This is a genomic window from Prevotella sp. LCP21S3_D2 (assembly GCF_052118345.1).
In the GTDB taxonomy this organism is placed as follows: Bacteria; Bacteroidota; Bacteroidia; order Bacteroidales; family Bacteroidaceae; genus Prevotella.
This window is the reverse complement of record NZ_JBQKHJ010000004.1, coordinates 76,903-96,178: the sequence shown is the minus strand read 5'-3', so window position 1 is coordinate 96,178 and position 19,276 is coordinate 76,903. Positions and strand designations below refer to the sequence as shown.

Genomic DNA, 19,276 nt, shown 5'->3' with positions numbered 1-19,276 from the left:
AATGGAAAAGATCAACGTAAAAGAACTGAATGATAATATCTTTGACACGATAGGTAAGGAGTGGATGCTGGTTTGTGCCGGCAATAAGGAGAAATTCAATATGATGACCGCCTCATGGGGCTGCCTGGGATGGCTTTGGAACAAGCCGGTGGCAGTAGTTTTTATCCGTCCGGAGCGCTTTACTCACGGCATCATCGAGGAGAATGAATTCATGACCCTCTCTTTCCTCGGAAATAGCGAGGAGGCTCGAAAGATATATAACTTCTGCGGTTCTAAGAGTGGACGTGATTTCGATAAGGCAAAGGAAACAGGATTGACTCCTGTAGAGACCGATAACGGCAGCATTGCATTCGAACAGTCTCGACTCACCCTGGAATGCCGCAAACTCTATAAGGACAATATGACAGCGGAGAAGTTCCTCGACAAGGACTTGCTGCAGTGGTATGGTGCCAAGGGTGGATTCCACGATGTCTATGTCGTGGAGATTACCAATGCTTATACAAAGTAATAATTCAAATATGGCTCAAGAACAGACAGCAATTCGTGAACGCCAGAAAACGAGGCTCAAGGAGCCGGGGCGTTACGTGGTAATGATGTTCAACGACGACTTTACACCGATGGACTTCGTGGTAGACATCCTCGAAACCATCTTCTTCAAGTCGCAGGCTGAGGCTGAAGCAATCATGCTCAAGGTTCATCACGAAGAGAAAGCCGTGGTGGGCACCTACAGCTATGACATCGCCAAGAGCAAAGTGGAGAAAGCGATGGAGAAAGCCCGTACGCAGAAGTATCCCCTGAAGCTCACTTATATGCCAGAATAATAAATGGGAATTTAGAGGGAAGTGAAGGCAAGTTAGAGTGATTTTTGGGGGCGATAGCTCCTAGAATGATATTTACTTTTTTCGCTTTCCCCATAAAAAAGAAGGGAAAAGAATAGATGGATAGTATGGGATTAACCCGATATATGAGTGTCTTGATGGATGACGCAATGAAGCAGGCTCGGTTCTTCGACCATGAGTTTGTGATGCCGGAGCACATGCTCCTGTCATTGCTCCGCCAGTATGCCTTCTGCCAGGCTTTGCAGGAGGAGGGCGTGGATAGTTTCAAGATGCACGAGGACTTGGTGGGATGGCTCGCCAAGCAGGAGCGTGTGCCTGAAAATATCAAATATCTGCCTGAGCCTTCATCGCTCTTCAAGACGATGTTTGGTACGGCTTGCGCCTTGGCTGCTGCCGCTGACCGAAAACTCGTGAACGTGCCTCATTTCGTACAGGCAATGTTTGGCTTGCAGAATTCAGAAGCCGCCTTCCTGCTGTGCAAGAATGTGGGCGACCGGCAGGGCGAGTTCCTGGCGAGTGTGGATAGCTATTATCCGCTGGAAAACGAGGCTGCGGAGGCTAATATAGGCATAGGCGCCGACTATGATGACGACGATTATGACAATGACTATGATGAAGACGAGGAGGAAGGCAGAAACCGACAGCCTCAGGATTGGCATCATCTGGTTACCTGTATCTCTGATAAGGTGGAGGAGCATAATCCGCTTATCGGCAGAGAGCAGGAACTGGATAGAACCATCCAGGTGCTCTGTCGTGCCGAAAAGAATAATCCGCTTCACATCGGTGAACCGGGTGTAGGCAAGACCGCCCTGGTTTATGGTCTTGCCAAGCTCATCAATGAGAATCAGGTTCCTAATCGTCTTAAGGGAGCCCGCATCTATGGTATGGATATGGGACAGATGCTTGCCGGCGCCCAGTATCGTGGCGATTTCGAAAAGCGTATCAAGATGGTGATGGAGGGAGCCGCCAAGGAAGGCAACACCATCATCTATATTGATGAGATTCATAATATGATAGGTGCAGGTCGTGGCTCTGATGGTGGACCTGATGCTTCCAATATGCTCAAGCAGTATCTGGAGGCAGGCGACATCCGATTCATCGGTTCCACCACCTATGAGGAGTTCAACCGCTACATGGCTCAGAGCAAGGGCATCGTGCGCCGCTTCCAGCAAATAGATATCAAGGAACCTACCGAGGAGGAGGCTATCAAGATATTGGAGGGCTTGCAATATAAATACAATAAGTTCCACAACGTGACTTATCGCAAGGACGCTCTGGAATATGCCGTCCGTGCCAGTGCCAAATACATCAGCAACCGCTGTCTGCCAGACAAGGCCATCGACCTGATGGATGAGGCGGGTGCTTATCTGGAGGTGCATCCTGTGGAATATCGCCAGCGTTCTTACGTTACCAAGGCGATTATCCAGCAGATTCTCACCAAGGTCTGCAAGATAGATGCGGCAGCCATCAAGGATGAAAACAATGATTCTCTGGCTACACTCCGCCAGCGCATACTCGACAAGATCTATGGTCAGGACAAGGCTGTGGATAAGGTGGTTGAGGCTGTGATGATGGCGAAGGCAGGACTGGTGGACGATGACAAACCGATGGCTTCGCTGCTCTTCGTGGGTCCTACGGGTGTAGGTAAAACCGAGGTGGTCCGTGTGCTGGCTAAGGAGCTCGGCATCGAGCTGGTGCGCTTCGATATGAGTGAATACACCGAGAAGCATACCGTGGCTAAGCTCATCGGTTCGCCTGCCGGATACGTGGGTTATGAAGATGGCGGTCTTCTTACCGATGCCATCCGCAAGACACCAAACTGTGTACTCCTGCTTGATGAGATAGAGAAGGCGCATAGCGACATCTACAACATCCTGCTGCAGGTGATGGACTATGCCCGATTGACCGACAACAAGGGGCAGAAGGCAGACTTCCGCAACGTGATCCTCGTGATGACATCGAATGCCGGAGCGCAGTATGCTTCGCAGGCAAATGTAGGTTTCAGCGGCAATGTAACCCGTGGTGAGGCGATGTTGGCTCAGGTAAAGAAGACCTTTAAGCCAGAGTTTATCAACCGACTTTCCGATACCGTGGTGTTCAACGATATGGATAAGCACATGGCAGAACTGATTCTAGCCAAGAAGCTTCGTCAGCTCGATGCAAAGTTGGCAGCAAAGGGAGTTTCTATTACGCTTACCGATGCGGCAAGAGAGAAGATTCTGGAGTGGGGCTTCACCAAGGAATATGGAGCCCGCGAGATGGACCGTGTCATCGGCAACCGCCTGAAGCCAATCCTGATGAAGGCGCTGCTCTTCGGCAAGCTCAAGAAGGCAGGCAAGGGCTGCGTAGATTTCGATGGTAAGGAATTGGTGATTAATTGTTAGAAAGCGATGATATTACAGATAGATGAAAATGCGGAAGAGATTTATTTTCCCGATCCGCATTACGGCGATGACGACGGATGTTTTGCGATAGGTGGCGACTTGAGTATCGACCGCCTGCTGCTGGCTTACAGCAACGGCATCTTTCCCTGGTATAGCTTTCGCGACCAGCCGGAGATTCTCTGGTTCTGTCCGATGAAGCGCTTCGTCATCTTCCCGGACGAAATCCACATCAGTCATTCCATGCGTACCTTGCTGAGGAAGAACCGATACAGCGTAGGAATCAACGAAGATTTTGATGCTGTGATTCGTGCCTGCAGCAAGACCAATGGCCGCTATGAGGAAGAGGGTGCCTGGTTGGGCGAAAACATCATCCAGGCATTCACCGCCCTTCATGAGCAGGGCTTTGCGGCAAGCGTGGAGGTATGGGATAATGAGACCGGTGAACTGGTAGGTGGACTTTATGGCGTTACCATCGGTAAGGTTTTCATTGGCGAGAGCATGTTCTCCAGGGTTCCGTCGGGTTCAAAGATAGCCCTCATCTTCCTGGCTCGTTATCTGCAGGAGCATGGAGGTAAGATGATAGATTGTCAGCTGGAAACCCCGCATCTCAAGTCGATGGGTGGCAGATATATTTCCTACGAGGAATATATGGAAATCATGAATGATGATTAGGAAAATCATGCATGAAAGAATATAATCATGCATGAAGAATACAATCTGCATGAAAGAATAAAAGAGTTTCTCTTTTGAAGAGGAAATAAATAATAAAGGCTAGGTTCCCGATTCTGGGAAACCTAGCCTTTATTTTATTTAGAATATCGGTGTGCCGATGCAACCGTTAGGTGCCTGAATATGCAGCATCGCACAGACGGTAGCGGCAATATCCGTCATATAGTGAGGCTGGGCACTCTCGCCGTGCTGGATGCCCCAACCCATAAACAGGCAAGGAATATGGATATCGTATGGATTCCATGCTCCGTGGGTAGTTCCCTTTCCGTTGCCGTATTCGTAGTGGGCTGGCTTCAGTACAATCTGGACGCTTCCGCTGCGCTCACGGTTGTAACCGTTGATGGCACGGAACTTCAGTTCTTCAGGAATGCTCTCTGTGGAGGTCTTCTCCATGTCGAAGGCATAGTGCACGTCCTTGTCTTTCTTCAATCTGTCTACTACCACCTGCTTGATGGCTGCGTAATCCAGACCGATTTCCTCGATGATGTCTGTATTGAAGAATACCTGATTGTTCATGATGGTCTTCACGAGATCCTTGTCGGTGTTGAACTTTGTCTTCAGACTCTTGTTCAATTCATCTACCAATCCCTTTTTGTTCCAGATGCCGGCAGGGATTCGCTGATCCTGCAGGAAGGTAGCGTTGTTCACGCCTCCATGGTCGGCGGTGAGGAAGGTGAGATAATTTCCCTTGCCCACGGTCTGGTCGAGATAAGCGAAGAAATCTGCCAAAGCCTTATCTAATCTAAGATAGCAATCTTCAGTTTCGATAGCGTTTACGCCCACCTGATGACCGATGTAATCGGTGCTAGAGCAGCTGATGGTTAGCAGGTCAGTATCTGTGTTTCTACCCAGGTTCTCGCCCTCGATGGCAGCCTTGGCAATATCGAAAGTCAGGTTGCAGCCGAATGGAGTGTTGCGGAGAATCTTGTAACCATGCTTTTTATATAAGGTAGGCAGGTCGAGTGGCAATACAGCCTTCTCGCCCTCAGCGATTCCATTCTCGTAGTTGTTGTCATCGCTGGTGCTCTCCTTATAGGAATCGATAGGGTAGAGCGTCTCCCATTTCTTGGAAAGATACTTGTTTGGGAGTTTCTGCTTGTTGAACTTGTTCACCCACTCTGGCAACTTATCCATATAGAAAGTACTGGTGATGAACTTACCCGACTTGTCATCAAACCAGAAAGCGCCATTGGCGTGATGGCCCGCAGGGAGGATGGATGCTCTGTCTTTCAAGGCTACACCAATCACCTTAGAGCGGTTGTTGGTAGCCAGACGGAGTTCATCGCCGATGGTGGTTACCCACAGATTGTGAGGCGACATCTTGCCAGCCTTGCTGTCGGAACCTACAGGGTTAACGGTATCGTCGGCAGTACAATTCACTACCTTTCCATCTTTCACGAAGTTATTTCCTGCAATTCCGTGGATGGAAGGAACGGAACCGGTCCAGATAGAAGAGTGGCCGATGGCTGTAACCGAAGGAATGTAAGGAATCTTGCAGTTTTCTACGCTGAATCCTTCTCCGAGCATTCTCTTGAATCCGCCTTCGCCGTAGCGGGCGTAGTAGCGATAGAGATAATCCCATCGCATCTGGTCGATAACGATGCCTACAACGAGCTTAGGTCGTTGAGGCTGAGCCTGTGCGATGCCGCAGAAGCAGCAGAGCACGAAGATGAGTTTAAAAATCTTATTCATAGTCAAAATGTCTTTTTTATACATAACCATTCAGTATTGTATATTATAATTCGGTTGCAAAGATACAACTTATTTTGGTATTTAACGATAAAAAAGACGATTTTTACCCAAACTTCTCATGGCGTTCAAAACAGCCAGTACCGTAACACCTACATCGGCAAAGACAGCCATCCACATGGTTCCAAGACCAATGGTGGCGAGAATCAGTACGGCAACCTTCACTCCGATTGCAAATATCACGTTCTCGTGAGCGATATGAATGGTTCTTCTGGCTATCTTTACGGCAAGGGCAATCTTTCTAGGGTCATCATCCATCAGTACTACATCGGCAGCTTCGATGGCTGCATCGCTTCCAAGTCCACCCATGGCAATGCCCACATCGGCACGTTTCAATACAGGGGCATCGTTGATGCCATCGCCTACGTAAGCGAGCGTCTTGCCTGCAGGTTTCGTCTTCAGCAGTTGTTCTACATGCGAAACCTTGTCGGTTGGCAGCAGTTCTGCGCGGCACTCGTCCAGTCCCAGTTTGTGGGCAACATCTTCTCCCACTTCTCTGCGGTCACCCGTCAGCATTACCGTTTTCTCCACTCCCAGTTCTTTCAGCTCTCTGATGGCGTGGGCACTTTCTTCCTTAAGGGTGTCGTTGATTACAATATGTCCCGCGTACTTGCCATCAATGGCGACGTGGATGATGGTTCCCACCTGGTTGCAGTCGTGCCATTGGGCGCCGATGCTTTCCATCATCTTCTTGTTGCCCACGCAAACCACCTTTCCGTTCACTTGGGCACGGATACCCTGTCCTGCAATTTCCTCTACATCGGTCACCTCGCAGCCATCTGTTGCTTCTTGCGGGAAGGCAGTCCGCAGGGCTGCACCGACAGGGTGGGTAGTGAAATGTTCAGCATGAGCTGCCAGATGAAGCAGGATTTTCTCCTTGTCTGAATATTCGCCAATATGCACATTATCTGCATTGTGGGATGAATGGTCTGGGCAGGAATCATCAGCATGAACAGCTGCCACGGCAAACTCTCCGTGGGTCAAGGTACCCGTCTTGTCGAACACAACGGTTCCCACCTTGGCTAAAGCATCCATATAGTTGCTGCCCTTAATGAGAATACCGTTCCGGGATGCTCCGCCGATGCCGCCAAAGAAGGTGAGGGGCACGCTGATGACCAGGGCGCAAGGACAGGATACTACCAGGAATATCAAGGCGCGGTTGAGCCATAACGGAAAGTTCTCGCCAAAGGTTCCTTCACCTACGATTCCTGTTGCTGCCAGGAATGGAGGAATAACCGCCAGGGCAATGGCTGCGAAAACAACGATAGGAGTATAGACTCGGGCGAAACGGGTGATGAAAGCCTCGCTCTTCGACTTGTTCTTGTCTGCACTCTCTACCAGAGAAATAATCTTGGATACGGTACTTTCGCCAAAACTCTTGGTGGTGCGTACACGAACTACTCCTGAAAGATTGATGCAACCGGACATGATAGTATCGCCTTCGTTCAAATCCCGTGGCATACTTTCTCCCGTCAGGGCAACGGTATTCAAGGCTGAATTGCCCTCTACAACAACACCATCCAAAGGCACTTTCTCTCCCGGACGGATTACAATCGTTTCTCCAATCTTTACATCTTCCGGCGAAACCGACTCTACTTTTCCGTTTCTTTCAACATTTGCAACATCCGGTCGGATATTCATCAGATGTGAAATGCTGTCGCGGCTCTTTCCTTCCGCATATCCTTCGAAGAGTTCGCCCACCTGAAAGAAGAGCATCACAAAGACTGCCTCCGGGAATTCTGTGTCTGATCCAGGAAAGAATCCGATGCAAAGGGCTCCGATGGTAGCGATAGCCATCAGGAAGTTTTCGTTAAACATATCGCCCTTGGCAATGCCTTCTGCAGCTTCGCCCAGCGTCTCGTGTCCTATTAATAAATAAGGAATGAGATAGACGAGGAGTAACTGCCAGGTAGCCAGGTCGTAATTCTTTTCGATGAAAACAGCTGTTATCAGGAGAATAACAGTTACACCGATAAGGATGAGTTTGGATTTCAAACCGCCTTCTTCATGGTGATGATGGTGGCAACCGCATCCCTGGTGCTCATGTTCTTCTGTGGAGCATGAGCAGTCATGATGATGTTCATGATGATGTTCGTGAGAATTTTCACAATGGCATTCATGATGATGTTCGTGAGAATGTTTCATTTCTTCCATAATTTTGCAATACTTTTAGTTCTATATAACCAGGAACATTCAGTTCCTTTTTCTATTTCGGTTGCAAAATTACGAAAAGGTTTCTGCAACTTGGTTGCAAAAGCTCCAGTTGCCCTCTTTTTTGCCGGATACTCTTACTCAATCGTCTGGCTTCTTTGGCAAAGTAAGAAGAAACTGATGGAGTGACAAATGTTTCATAAGGTGTGTTGTAACATCCTCAATACATGAGCCGCCACAAAGATATACCAACATTAGAGAACGTAGAATCTCACTATATTAATAGCCATACAATGTACATCTCAATCCCAAGGTGAAATCTATTGTTTGATCCAAAAGAGCATTAAATAACTCCATAAACGAAAGAATTCTTCCAAAAGGAGCAAGTTTCTTAGATTTTATTTGTATTTTTGCCATGTCATTCAGAGTTTTATTTGTTTTTATATACAACACTAAGATAAGTGAAATTTCTGACATGGTAAAATCCAAAGCAACTATGTGTTGCTCTTATAAAATTAAATTATGGTGTTACGGAAATTAGGAATAATAAAAATCTTTTAAGATGAAACATTGTGTGATATTTATACTAATAGGGCTATTGGTAACAAGTTGCATTCATGGTGATTACTGGGATTTAGGCAACGGTTACTCTTTTTGTGAAAAAGGCATTTATAAACAAAACGAGCAAGGTGTTGACACATTGGTGCTATTTCCTGAAATTATAGATTATGCTTATAATGAACAGTTTATCGTGGCACATCAAAATTTTGACTCAGCAGCACTTGACAATGATACTGTTTGGTTCGGAAAGGATATTAAATATTATCAGCAAATGAAACTGCAAGGAAGAACGTTTTGGATTATAGATAAAGTTAAGGATACGATTTATGGTCCATTGGATAAAAGTAGATATGGCTGTATTGTAGATTCTTTAAGAATTCAGCTAGCTTTACATAAGAAATGATACGGTGAAGAGCAGTGGAACATTTTCATACTAAAAGAAGATAATACAGTAAGATGGATAGGTTGATAGAACTCATAAAAAGCAATTCCTTCTCAGCAGCAGAAAAACTGTTGAGAAAGGAACTTGCTTTGTCACCAAATAACTGCTATTTGTTGACTCAACTTGCAAATGTCCTATGGAACAGATGCAAAGATAAGGAAGCTTTGTCTTATGCCGATAAAGCAAAAGAGGTATGCCCTGTCATGCCTCTCTTGAATTATACTCGTGGCAGAATCCTTTGGTCATTAGAAAAATATGAGCAATCCATAGAAGAGTGGGATGTTGTTTTAAATATGACTATTGAGGAGGTTGCGGAAAATGGCTATGGTGTCAGATGGGCAAAGTCTGTCATCAATGATTCCAGATATTATAAGGCAGATTGTTTCTATCACCTTTTTAAAGATAAGGAGGCCTTGGCTCTCATGGAAGAGCATTTGTCACACCGAGGAAAAGGTATTGAAAGTGATTTCTCAAAAAAGGAAGCTGTTCTTTTCTATAAAGTATTAAAGTATAGTCATCCAAGGACTGTTGCAAAAGCTTCAGATATAGGATATGCTTCAGAATCTCAGCGGAATCGAATCTTGAAAAAGATTGATGCTTTGGAAGAGAGTAACAATAAGGAGAAACTAGTGCGTTATCTTCGTGTCATTTGCAAGCGTTATTCCAAAGAGTATTATTTGAAGACGATTCTTGCCGAGACCTATAAGACTATTGGGGATAAGGCAGGTTGCTTAACTTATGCAAAAGCAGCTTTTGAGCAAGAACCCAATGACCCTCTTGTTAAGTATGACTATGCTGTTGCGTTGATGTTTAACGGTTTATCTGAAGATGCTCTTTTGCAGTTTAAAGAATTAGTTGCGTTAGGGCTAGATTATATCGCATTCTCTGAACATGGTGAAGGAGTAAGATGGGCAAAGAAACTTTTGCGGAAAACGCAAAAACAAATCGACCAAATTCAAGCAAACTTGCAATGAAAAAAGCAGTTAAGCCGCAATAGTTTAACTGCTTGATTTTCAAAGTGGACCAGCTTGGGCTTGAACCAAGGACCTCCAGATTATGAGTCTGTGCCGAGCCTTACTAACTCCCGCGAACTTAGCAAGGTGTAACCAACTGAGCTACAAGTCTTTTTATGCTATTTATCAACCTGTTAATGAACACTGATAGAATGAAATTAGTCAACAATCATCCTTTTTGCAGGTGCAACGATAGATTGCATGATGCAAAGTTTTTAGGGATTCATTTTATAGAGAGAACCCCATTTCTCTGATAATCTCTTTCACCACGCTGAGTTTTACAGTCTCAGTATCGCCCTTGTCATAGAGCAACAGGAGTTCTATCTCTCCATTTTGTTCTTGTGCTAGAACATTGTAAGTGATAACTCTTGCTCCACCCGAGAGTCCTTTATGTTTGGACTCAATAGCCATTCGTATCTTGCGGATGCCAGGTGATAGTTCTGTTCCTTGAAGAGGATTCTCTTGCAAGCTCTTTTTGAATTTATCCAAGTCATGTTTGAAACTTGGGTATTTCTTACTCAGTCGTTTGGCTTCTTTGGCAAAGTAAGAAGAAACGTGAAGATTATAGCTCATCGAGAAGACTGTCTAAGGATTGAAGTTGTTTCTTTCCTTCCATATGGTCTTTTACTTCCTGCAAAGCACCACGAAGTTCAGCTGCAAGGTCTCTCTTGTTGCTCACAATATCATCTGAGCTGATAGGTACAATCTTGAAGCTACCTGTACGTGACTTTAAAATCACGTGTTCACCAGCGTTTGCCTTTTTAAGGTATTTGGTCTGGTTTGTTCTGAAATCTCTTGTACTGACTACTAACATAATCTTAAATGTTTTAAAGTTTACGGTGCAAAGATAATGTTTTTATTTGACTTGCCAACCATTTTGGTAACCAAATTTTTGTTTTTATGGATAATTAGCTAAAAAACAAAGCCAACCTCCACATAATAGTAGAAGTTGGTTTGTGTTTAATGTAGAATTTCTTCATGCAGTATTATCCATACAATGAAGTTCCCGAATTTATTGCCAATGTAGTTTATTGCTTTATTCTTCATTTACCATTTCCCAATCCAAAACGCCTTTGCCTTCTTCGTCTAGTTCTATGCCTAAGCCTACTACCTCTCGCTTGTCGGCCTTGAAAGGCTCCAGGTATTGTCGGTCATGAATTTGCTTGATGGCAGCTTCCTTGCCTCCATTGTTTCTTAACTTCAACTCTATTACGTAGATGTGATGAGTGGTTTTGACAATGAGGTCGATTCTGCCAGTAGAAAGCATGTGCTCTACTTCCACCTTCAAGCCGATGGCATTCAAGATGGTACTGATGATCAGTCGGTAACGCTCTTCCATATCCATGGATGCCAACTTCTTGTTGCTGTAAGGCACATCGGCAACCAATGCTTTGAGCGCTTTCATCGCTTTGTCTAACTCTTTATATTCAAAATATTGGTACAACTGCGCTTGCAGAGACTGCGTATCAGCCTCTTCTCGCATGGTCAATGCAGGCAGTACGCATTCGTAGAGAGCCTGTTTTACCTCTTCATTTGGGAAACCTAGGTGATAGACATTTCCTACGCACGATTTGATGGTGAGATAACCTGATTGATATAAGAAGAGTTCTGGACCTCCGCCAGTAACATCGGAAGTCTCCAATGTGTTGCGGAGAATCATGCAATCCTCAAAATCAGGTAGGCGCAACTCTGCATCCTTGATGAACTTCGGCAGCATGGAAGTGGCTCCCGATGATGCCCAATAACTGTTGAGATCCTGGGTGTCAAGCGCATTGATGAGGCTGAAAGGATTGTAGACGTCAACCATGTTTCTGCGACTGAAATGGTAACCGTCGTAGTAGTCCTTCAGCTTGTCGTGGGTTTCCTGTAAAGTCCATCCGTTTACCTCTGCCATTTTTTCAAGTTCAGGCTTGAAGTTCTCTTTTATCTCCTCCTCAGTGATGCCGCAGATGGCTGCATATTCAGGGAGGAAACTGATGTTGGTTAAATTGTTGAGCACGGAGAAAAGGGAAATTTGCGTAAACTTGGTGATGCCCGTGATAAAGACCAGACGCTCGTATTCATCATCGGCCTTTAAAATGGCAAAGACTTCACGATATACCTCGGTGCATGCTTCGTGTTCCGGGGTCTTCCAAGAGTGCTGGAGTGGAGAGTCATATTCGTCGATGAGGATGGCAACCTTCAAGCCCGTCTGTTTGTATGCCGTCGTAATGATGGCATCAAAGCGGTCGGCAAGCTGGGCGGTAGGATCGGGAGTGATGGCATATTTCTCTTCGTAGTATCCGAATCGCAGATTCAGGTACGAACGCAAGGTTTCTGCATTGGCTCCTCCACGGCTCATGTCGAGTCGAATCACAGGATATGCCTTCCAATCCTTCTCCAAGTCCATGATTTTGAGACCTTCGAAGAGTTCCTTTCTTCCTTCAAAGTAACATTGTAGCGTATCAATGAGCACAGACTTTCCGAATCGGCGAGGACGGCTCAAGTAATTATACCTTCTACCTTTGTTCGCCAAATCCCAAATGATGTCAGTCTTATCAACATAGAGATAGTTTTCTTCTCTTATCTTGTTGAAAGATTGTATGCCTATAGGCAGCTTTCTGTATTCATTGTTTGCCATAATCCTTTCTCCTTTATTTGTATGGCGCAAAGATACGGCAAATAATTGAAACCACCAAATTTTAAAAGAGGAATTACGGTGTTGCTTTTAGGATGTACATTCTTTCTGCATGCTTGAATGCGCGGTTTCAATCATTGTTTCCCAGAAACGAAAAAAGCAGTTAAGCACTTTCTGCTTAACTGCTTGATTTTCAAAGTGGACCAGCTAGGGCTTGAACCTAGGACCTCCAGATTATGAGTCTGTTGCTCTAACCAACTGAGCTACAAGTCCATTGAATTTTTATCAAATTCGAGTGCAAAGATACTAGATTTTGGGCAAATAACCAAATAAAATCTTAAAAATTTTCCTTGAATCAGAAAAATAGCGTATCTTTGCACCAAAATTATGTGCGCACACGTGCGTATGTACTTATTAATCGTACAAAAGAAAAGTATTTCTATTCAGAAATGGACATAGACAAAAACAAAAGAATCGGTCTTACCGACGAACAAGTAAAACAGAGTAGGGAACAGCATGGCAAAAACGTGCTAACCCCTCCTCAACGTACTTCATTATGGAAACTGTATTTGGATAAGTATCGCGATCCGATTATCCAGATACTTCTTGTGGCGGCTTTCGTATCCCTCATCCTCGCTTTTATCGAAAAGAATTTCATGGAGACCATCGGTATCTTCGTGGCTGTTTTCCTTGCTACTACCGTGGGCTTCTACTTTGAGCGCGATGCGGCCAAGAAGTTTAATCTGCTCACGGCACTCAGCGAAGAGCAGCCGGTTAAGGTGCGCCGCAATGGTAAGGTGATGGAAATTCCGCGCCACGATGTGGTGGTGGGAGATGTGGTACTCGTGGAAGTGGGCGACGAGGTGCCTGCCGATGGCGAACTCATCGTCTGCAACGACCTGCAGATTAATGAATCTGCCCTTACGGGCGAACCCGTTACCGAGAAATCTCTGGAGGGCGGTGGCGATGGAGCCTATCCACGCAACATCATCCTCCGTTCTACCATGGTGATGAATGGTAGGGGCGAGTTCGTGGTTACTGCCGTGGGCGATGCTACCGAGATTGGTAAGGTGGCGAAGAAATCTACCGAGCAGACTTCGGTGGAGACACCGCTACACATGCAGCTCGATAAGTTGGCAAAGATGATTTCCAAGGTAGGCTCCGTAGTATCTGTGGCAGCCTTCTTCATCTTCCTGATTCATGATATCCTCACCAACCCGGCATGGGGCGGCAAGGATTATTTCTATATGGCAGAAATCGTGCTGAAATACTTTATGATGGCTGTTACCCTGATTGTGATGGCGGTGCCTGAGGGATTGCCGATGGCGATTACCCTTTCTCTGGCGCTCAACATGCGAAGAATGCTGAAATCGAACAATCTGGTGCGCAAGCTCCATGCCTGCGAAACCATGGGTGCCGTTACCGTGATCTGTACCGATAAAACCGGTACGCTTACCCAGAACAAGATGCAGGTGAGCGCCCTGGAACTCAAGCAGGGCGATGAGGCGCTGCTCGATACTGCCATCGCCCTCAACTCTACAGCCGAGTTGAATGACGGCAAACCTATCGGAAACCCTACCGAGTCGGCTCTCCTGCTCTGGCTCGATGCCCAGGGCAAGGATTATGAAGAACTCCGCAAGCAGGTGAATGTGCTCAAGCAGTTGCCTTTCTCTACCGAGAGAAAGATGATGGCAACCTTGGCAGAAGTTGATGGCGAGACCTATCTCTTCGTGAAGGGTGCGCCTGAAATCGTGATGAAGAAATGCATCATCGAAGATAGAATGCTGAGACAGTCAGCCGAAGAACTCGACGAGTGGCAGCATAAGGCGATGAGAACCCTGGCATTCGCCTATAAGAAGATAGAAACTTCTATCATGAGAACTTCCAGACCCTCTACTGCCGAAGTGGTAGCACTTCTCGATGCCAACGATCTTCAGTTGCAGGCCATTGCAGCCATTGCCGATCCTATCCGTCCTGATGTTCCTGCTGCCGTGCAGGAGTGCCGCCATGCGGGTATCGAGGTGAAGGTGGTTACGGGTGATACGGCTGCCACCGCCTTGGAGATAGGCAAGCAGATAGGTGTCTTCGAAGATGAACCTGAGAATATCGGAGCAGATGGCTCTCTTACCTCGCTCGACCAGCAGATGATTACGGGTGAACAGTGGGAGGCTCTTTCTGATGAAGAGGCTTACGAACGGGCGAAGGATATCCGTGTGATGAGCCGTGCCCGTCCTACCGATAAGCAGCGACTGGTGGCGATGCTCCAGAAGCGTGGCGAGGTGGTTGCTGTAACAGGCGATGGTACCAACGATGCTCCGGCACTTCACTATGCCCACGTGGGCTTGTCGCTGGGTTCGGGAACTTCCGTGGCTAAGGAGGCTTCGGATATGACCCTGCTCGATGATTCCTTCAAGTCTATCGCCAACGCCGTGATGTGGGGACGCTCGCTCTATCGCAACCTGCAGCGTTTCCTCTTCTTCCAGTTGGTAGTCAATGTGGCAGCCCTCCTGCTGGTGCTTGGCGGCTCAGTTATCGGAACTGAAATGCCGTTGACGGTAACCCAGATTCTTTGGGTGAACCTTATCATGGATACCTTCGCAGCCTTGGCACTTGCCTCATTGCCTCCATCTCACGAGGTGATGAAGGATAAGCCACGCAAGGCATCCGATTTCATCATCAACAAGAGCATCGGTTTCGGTATCCTGTTCTGCGGCATCGTCTTCTTCCTCGTGATGTTTGCCCTGCTGGTTTACTGTGAGCGCAGAGGCAAGGGTGGAGTAGATGTGCATGAGCTGACCATGTTCTTCACCACCTTCGTGATGATCCAGTTCTGGAACCTCTTCAATGCCAAGGCGCTGATGAGTCATCACACCGCCTTCCGCCATTTCCTGAAGGATAAGGGAATGATACTGGTGCTTGTACTGGTATTGGTGGGTCAGTGGATTATCGTCACCTTTGGTGGCGAAATGTTCCGCACCACACCATTGTCGCTCCACGAGTGGCTGCTCATCATCGGCTCAACCTCTGTTGTGCTCTGGGTGGGCGAGCTATGGAGAGCTTTTAAGAGAATGATGGCAAAGAGAAGATAACCCACAGGGGATTCTTCTGATATGAACGATAAAGATAGAATGAATACAATACATTATAACGATACCGTGCAGTTGCCGCCATGTGTGGCAACCATCGGTTTCTTCGATGGGGTGCATCGGGGACATCAGTTCCTGATTCATCATCTCGTAGAGACAGCACGAAAGGATGGCTTGCAATCTACCGTCATCACCTTCGATGCGCATCCCCGCAAGGTATTGCAGGCGGATTATCAGCCTGAGATGCTGAGCACGCTCGATTCCAAACTGCTGCTGCTTTCGAAGGCGGAAGTGGATAATGCCGTGGTGCTGCATTTCAACAAGGCGATGGCTGCGATGTCGGCAAGAGAGTTTATGCAGCAGGTGCTCCACGACCATCTCAACGTAAGGAAACTCTTCATCGGCTACGACCATCGATTCGGTCACAACCGTGAGGAGACTTTCGAAGATTACGTGCGCTACGGCAGGGAGATGGGCATTGAGGTAATCAGGAACGAGGCCTTCCAGATAGATGGCATCAACATCTCTTCTTCCGTAATCCGCTCATTCCTGAAAGAGGGAGAAGTGGAGATGGCAGCCCGGTGCCTCGGTTTCCCTTACACCCTCATCGGAAAGGTGGTGAATGGATTCCATGAAGGCAGAAAACTCGGCTTCCCTACAGCCAATCTCGATATCTCGCATTTCGGACAGTTGATTCCTGCTCCTGGTGTCTATGCCGTAAAAGTAAGATTGGAGAATACGGTGGTATGGAAACGGGGAATGATGAATGTGGGCAATCGCCCAACCTTCAATGGCAGACAACTGACGCTAGAGACGCACATCTTCAATTTCGAAGGCGATATTTACGACCAGCTCTTGCTCGTAAGCTTCGTGAAGCGAATAAGGGGCGAACAGAAGTTTGACAGTCCCGAGGAGTTGGCGGCGCAGCTGAAAGAGGATGAGCAGACCGTGCTGGATCTCTTTGAAAAGGAACCGGAATGATAGCGAGAATGCTATTAACTATAAACGATTAATTATAAAACAGTAAAAGCAATGGCAAAGATTAATTTAAAGAGAGGTTTGACGGATATCGTCCTCTACCTTATTATATTTATAGTAGTACAGATTATCGTGATGTATGCTGGCGTAGGAATCTGGGCGGGCATTAAGGGCGAAGGTTACCAGGCAACGCTCCTGGCTATCAGTTCGGGCAGCAATCCTATCCTGACGGCGCTTACCTCAGCGTTCAGCAACGTTATCACCCTCGTCATCTTCCTGAAGACGAAGTGGACACCGCTGACCCGCGATTATCTGCTTTCCAAGCCTTGGGCAACGCTTCTCTGGGTGGCATTGTTCACCCTGGGAACCATCATTCCTCTGGAGTTCATCTATGAGCAGATAGGCATCGAGATGGACGAGAATGCCGAGCAGATACTCGCATCGCTCATGAAGGAGCCTTGGGGCTATGTGGCTATCGGCGTTTTGGCGCCTTTTGCTGAGGAGGTTGTGTTCCGTGGAGCCGTTCTCCGCACCCTGCTGGGTCTTATGAGCAAGAAGAACCATTGGGTAGCCATCATGATTTCGGCTGCCATCTTCGGTCTGGCTCACGCCAATGTAGCGCAGTTTGTCAATGCCCTCCTGCTGGGCTTACTCCTGGGTTGGATGTATTATCGCACCGGGAGTCTTGTTCCGGGCATCCTGCTCCACTGGGTGAACAACACGATGGCGTATGTACTTTCCAATATCATGCCGCAGAGCGATGGCAAGCTCATCGACCTCTTCCATGGCGATGAGAAGACCATGTATTATGCCGTAGGCTTCTCTCTCTGCATCATGATTCCAAGTTTTATACAGATGATTATCAGATTAAAGAAAGCAAAGGCTTAAGAGATAAATAAACGAGTAAAAAGGTTACCTGAATGGGTAGCCTTTTTTCAGATATATAATCAGATAGATCAGTAGATTTTATGAAGATAATAGAAAGCAGCATTATAGGAAAGAAGAGCCAGGAGGCTTGTGAGGATGGAATGGTAGTTACCGATGATTTCATCGCTGTGATTGATGGCAGTACGAGCAAGACTCCGAAGCATCTCAATCCTGATATGAAGAACGGAAGATACGCCATGATGCTTATCTCGGAATACATCCGGGAGGAACTGAAGGCGGATGCCTCGGTAGATGATTTCTGCCAGGACGTTACTGCCTATATTTATAATAAGGTGTATGAAAAGCTAGGGGTGGAAGAGCGGTTGCAGGAACATCCGGAAGAGCGGCTTACCGCCTCGGCTATCCTTTATAGCCGGACAAGAAATGAAGTCTGGATGCTGGGCGATTGCCAGGCCATCATCGATGGAAAGCTCTATGAGAACGGCAAGCCTTATGAGCAGGAGATTGCCAGAAAGAGGGTAGAACTGATAGAGCAGGGACTTTCGCCTGCTGTGGCTAGAAAGCAGATAGAGCCATTGCTTATCAAGGCGATGCTTTCGGGGCAGAACCGGACCTATACGGTTATCGATGGATTTCCTATCTATCGGGAGGGAGTGAAGGTTGTCTCTGTTTCAGATTCTTGTTCTGTTCAAGATTCTGTCCCAGCATCAGATTCAGTCCCTTGTTCTGACTCTGTTTCTGCATCAGGTACAATTTTTGTCTCCTCCTCCGAGATAGTCTTGGCGAGCGATGGCTATCCGTTCCTGGAGCCAACCTTGGCAGCGAGCGAGGTGGCATTGGTAGAGCAGATTGCCAACGACCCTCAGAACATCCATTCCTTTATCGCCACCAAGGGCATCGTAGAGGGCAATAAGAGCTTCGATGATAGAACTTATATTCGATTTTCGGTTGAAAAATAAAACACGGACAAATTGAATTTGTCCGGCTCTTTTGTCCGGATGCTTGTAACTATCCAATAATCAGTTGTTTATAAGTCATCGGACAATTAGTCCGGACAAATTGAATTTGTCCGTGTTATTTTTTTAACATGAAATCATTAAAAAAACAAGGATTTTGATTTGGTAAGCGATGAGTTGCCAAGAAGAAAACGATGACTTCTGTACCGAGAAACGGTGAGTTTTGGGGAAGAAAACTATGAGTTAGATTCGTTAACAAAGAGGGCAAGGAGTTAACAGGTTAACAGTTAACAGCTGTTTTTTGCATCCTCCCCCTCTTTCCCATACCTTATGTTATATATAAATATATATACTTATTATTATATGTGAGTGGGGAGTAGTATGCATTTTCGGACTGTTAACTGTTAACCTGTTAACCCCCATCAGGAAAACCTCCCCATGGATAATCATGTTGCCACTATGGGTTGGTTCTGTTGTCTGCCCTTTTTCGGCAGAATAACCGTATTGATGTTCCAATACATGATAGGGCACATCATTATGATGCCCCACCACTTTGTCTTTTCCTATCCAATTAAGTGTTGGCATTATATCTATAGTTTATGGGAGTAAGGACTTATGCCTCTTCATGTGCATAATTAGCGTAGTTACCTAAAATTTGTTCGATATGGATTACTTCTGGGCATGAATCCCATGTGAAGCCACCTCCCATTAGATACCAGTTGTTTCTTTCTTTAACAGGCACTTTCTTCATGCTTGGAAAAGCAGAAATAGGCATCGTTATAGAACGACCGTCTTGCAGGGTAACTTCAAACTTACCTCTCTTTGGGAAAGATACAGCCTTGATTTTAGGCTTCACATTCCAATAACCTTCATTCTGATACAT

Annotated in this window: 16 protein-coding genes, 1 tRNA gene and 1 pseudogene; 10 read left to right on the top strand and 8 right to left on the bottom strand. The window is 46.4% G+C overall.

What is annotated here, in order from left to right; translation table 11 throughout:
* Position 1 precedes the first annotated feature (1 nt).
* The 4 genes from ACTQ16_RS04705 to aat all read left to right on the top strand — a co-directional run bounded on the left by ACTQ16_RS04705 (position 2) and on the right by aat (position 3,895).
* Positions 2–508 (top strand): flavin reductase family protein, encoded by a 507-nt coding sequence (locus ACTQ16_RS04705; protein WP_153122913.1) that lies wholly within the window; start codon positions 2–4, stop codon positions 506–508.
* A gap of 10 nt (positions 509–518) precedes the next feature.
* The gene (locus ACTQ16_RS04700) at positions 519–821 is read left to right on the top strand and encodes an ATP-dependent Clp protease adaptor ClpS (protein WP_153122911.1); all 303 of its coding nucleotides are present in this window, start codon (positions 519–521) and stop codon (positions 819–821) included.
* Positions 822–988: 167 nt separating this feature from the next.
* Entirely contained in the window at positions 989–3,223 is a 2,235-nt protein-coding gene (locus ACTQ16_RS04695; protein WP_441936425.1) for an AAA family ATPase, read from the top strand.
* 6 nt (positions 3,224–3,229) lie between these two features.
* Positions 3,230–3,895: a leucyl/phenylalanyl-tRNA--protein transferase gene (gene aat / locus ACTQ16_RS04690; RefSeq protein WP_427876784.1), complete on the top strand. Its 666-nt coding sequence runs from the start codon at positions 3,230–3,232 to the stop codon at positions 3,893–3,895.
* A gap of 138 nt (positions 3,896–4,033) precedes the next feature.
* Here aat and pafA read toward each other — a convergent pair whose 3' ends face one another.
* The 3 genes and pseudogenes from pafA to ACTQ16_RS04675 all read right to left on the bottom strand — a co-directional run.
* A complete protein-coding gene (gene pafA / locus ACTQ16_RS04685; RefSeq protein WP_441936341.1) occupies positions 4,034–5,644 on the bottom strand; it encodes an alkaline phosphatase PafA in 1,611 nt (536 codons plus the stop codon).
* A gap of 81 nt (positions 5,645–5,725) precedes the next feature.
* Positions 5,726–7,696, bottom strand: coding sequence for a heavy metal translocating P-type ATPase (locus ACTQ16_RS04680; protein WP_441936423.1), 1,971 nt, complete (start codon positions 7,694–7,696; stop codon positions 5,726–5,728).
* A 321-nt stretch (positions 7,697–8,017) separates the two neighbouring features.
* Positions 8,018–8,269, bottom strand: a pseudogene (locus tag ACTQ16_RS04675) (hypothetical protein); the annotation flags it as partial.
* A gap of 145 nt (positions 8,270–8,414) precedes the next feature.
* Here ACTQ16_RS04675 and ACTQ16_RS04670 point away from each other — a divergent pair.
* Both ACTQ16_RS04670 and ACTQ16_RS04665 read left to right on the top strand, forming a co-directional pair.
* Positions 8,415–8,816, top strand: a complete 402-nt coding sequence (locus ACTQ16_RS04670) for a DUF3997 domain-containing protein (RefSeq protein ID WP_287562843.1) — start codon at positions 8,415–8,417, stop codon at positions 8,814–8,816.
* Positions 8,817–8,869: 53 nt separating this feature from the next.
* Positions 8,870–9,829 carry a hypothetical protein gene (locus ACTQ16_RS04665; protein WP_441936339.1) on the top strand — a complete coding sequence of 320 codons (960 nt, stop codon included), beginning with the start codon at positions 8,870–8,872 and terminating at the stop codon, positions 9,827–9,829.
* 267 nt (positions 9,830–10,096) lie between these two features.
* On the opposite strand, the gene ACTQ16_RS04660 is transcribed toward ACTQ16_RS04665, so the two are convergent.
* From ACTQ16_RS04660 to ACTQ16_RS04645, 4 genes are all read right to left on the bottom strand, one after another.
* Positions 10,097–10,441 (bottom strand): addiction module toxin RelE, encoded by a 345-nt coding sequence (locus tag ACTQ16_RS04660; protein WP_294967801.1) that lies wholly within the window; start codon positions 10,439–10,441, stop codon positions 10,097–10,099.
* Positions 10,431–10,682: a prevent-host-death family protein gene (locus tag ACTQ16_RS04655; RefSeq protein WP_287562838.1), complete on the bottom strand. Its 252-nt coding sequence runs from the start codon at positions 10,680–10,682 to the stop codon at positions 10,431–10,433. Before ACTQ16_RS04655 ends, ACTQ16_RS04660 begins: the two co-directional genes overlap by 11 nt.
* A 222-nt stretch (positions 10,683–10,904) precedes the next feature.
* Positions 10,905–12,488 carry an AAA family ATPase gene (locus ACTQ16_RS04650; RefSeq protein ID WP_441936336.1) on the bottom strand — a complete coding sequence of 528 codons (1,584 nt, stop codon included), beginning with the start codon at positions 12,486–12,488 and terminating at the stop codon, positions 10,905–10,907.
* Between the two features lie 196 nt (positions 12,489–12,684).
* Positions 12,685–12,758 (bottom strand) — tRNA-Ile (locus ACTQ16_RS04645).
* Between the two features lie 176 nt (positions 12,759–12,934).
* Between ACTQ16_RS04645 and ACTQ16_RS04640 the strand changes: the two genes are divergently transcribed.
* The 4 genes from ACTQ16_RS04640 (at position 12,935) to ACTQ16_RS04625 (ending at position 18,396) form a co-directional block, all read left to right on the top strand.
* A complete protein-coding gene (locus ACTQ16_RS04640) occupies positions 12,935–15,574 on the top strand; it encodes a calcium-translocating P-type ATPase, PMCA-type (RefSeq protein WP_441936334.1) in 2,640 nt (879 codons plus the stop codon).
* 39 nt (positions 15,575–15,613) lie between these two features.
* Complete coding sequence (locus tag ACTQ16_RS04635) at positions 15,614–16,552, top strand: bifunctional riboflavin kinase/FAD synthetase (RefSeq protein WP_441936332.1); 939 nt, start codon at positions 15,614–15,616, stop codon at positions 16,550–16,552.
* A gap of 51 nt (positions 16,553–16,603) precedes the next feature.
* Positions 16,604–17,437, top strand: a complete 834-nt coding sequence (locus ACTQ16_RS04630; protein WP_441936330.1) for a CPBP family intramembrane glutamic endopeptidase — start codon at positions 16,604–16,606, stop codon at positions 17,435–17,437.
* An 80-nt stretch (positions 17,438–17,517) separates the two neighbouring features.
* Entirely contained in the window at positions 17,518–18,396 is an 879-nt protein-coding gene (locus tag ACTQ16_RS04625; RefSeq protein WP_441936328.1) for a hypothetical protein, read from the top strand.
* A 610-nt stretch (positions 18,397–19,006) separates the two neighbouring features.
* Here ACTQ16_RS04625 and ACTQ16_RS04620 read toward each other — a convergent pair.
* Positions 19,007–19,276 (bottom strand): DUF2442 domain-containing protein, encoded by a 270-nt coding sequence (locus ACTQ16_RS04620; protein ID WP_294967814.1) that lies wholly within the window; start codon positions 19,274–19,276, stop codon positions 19,007–19,009.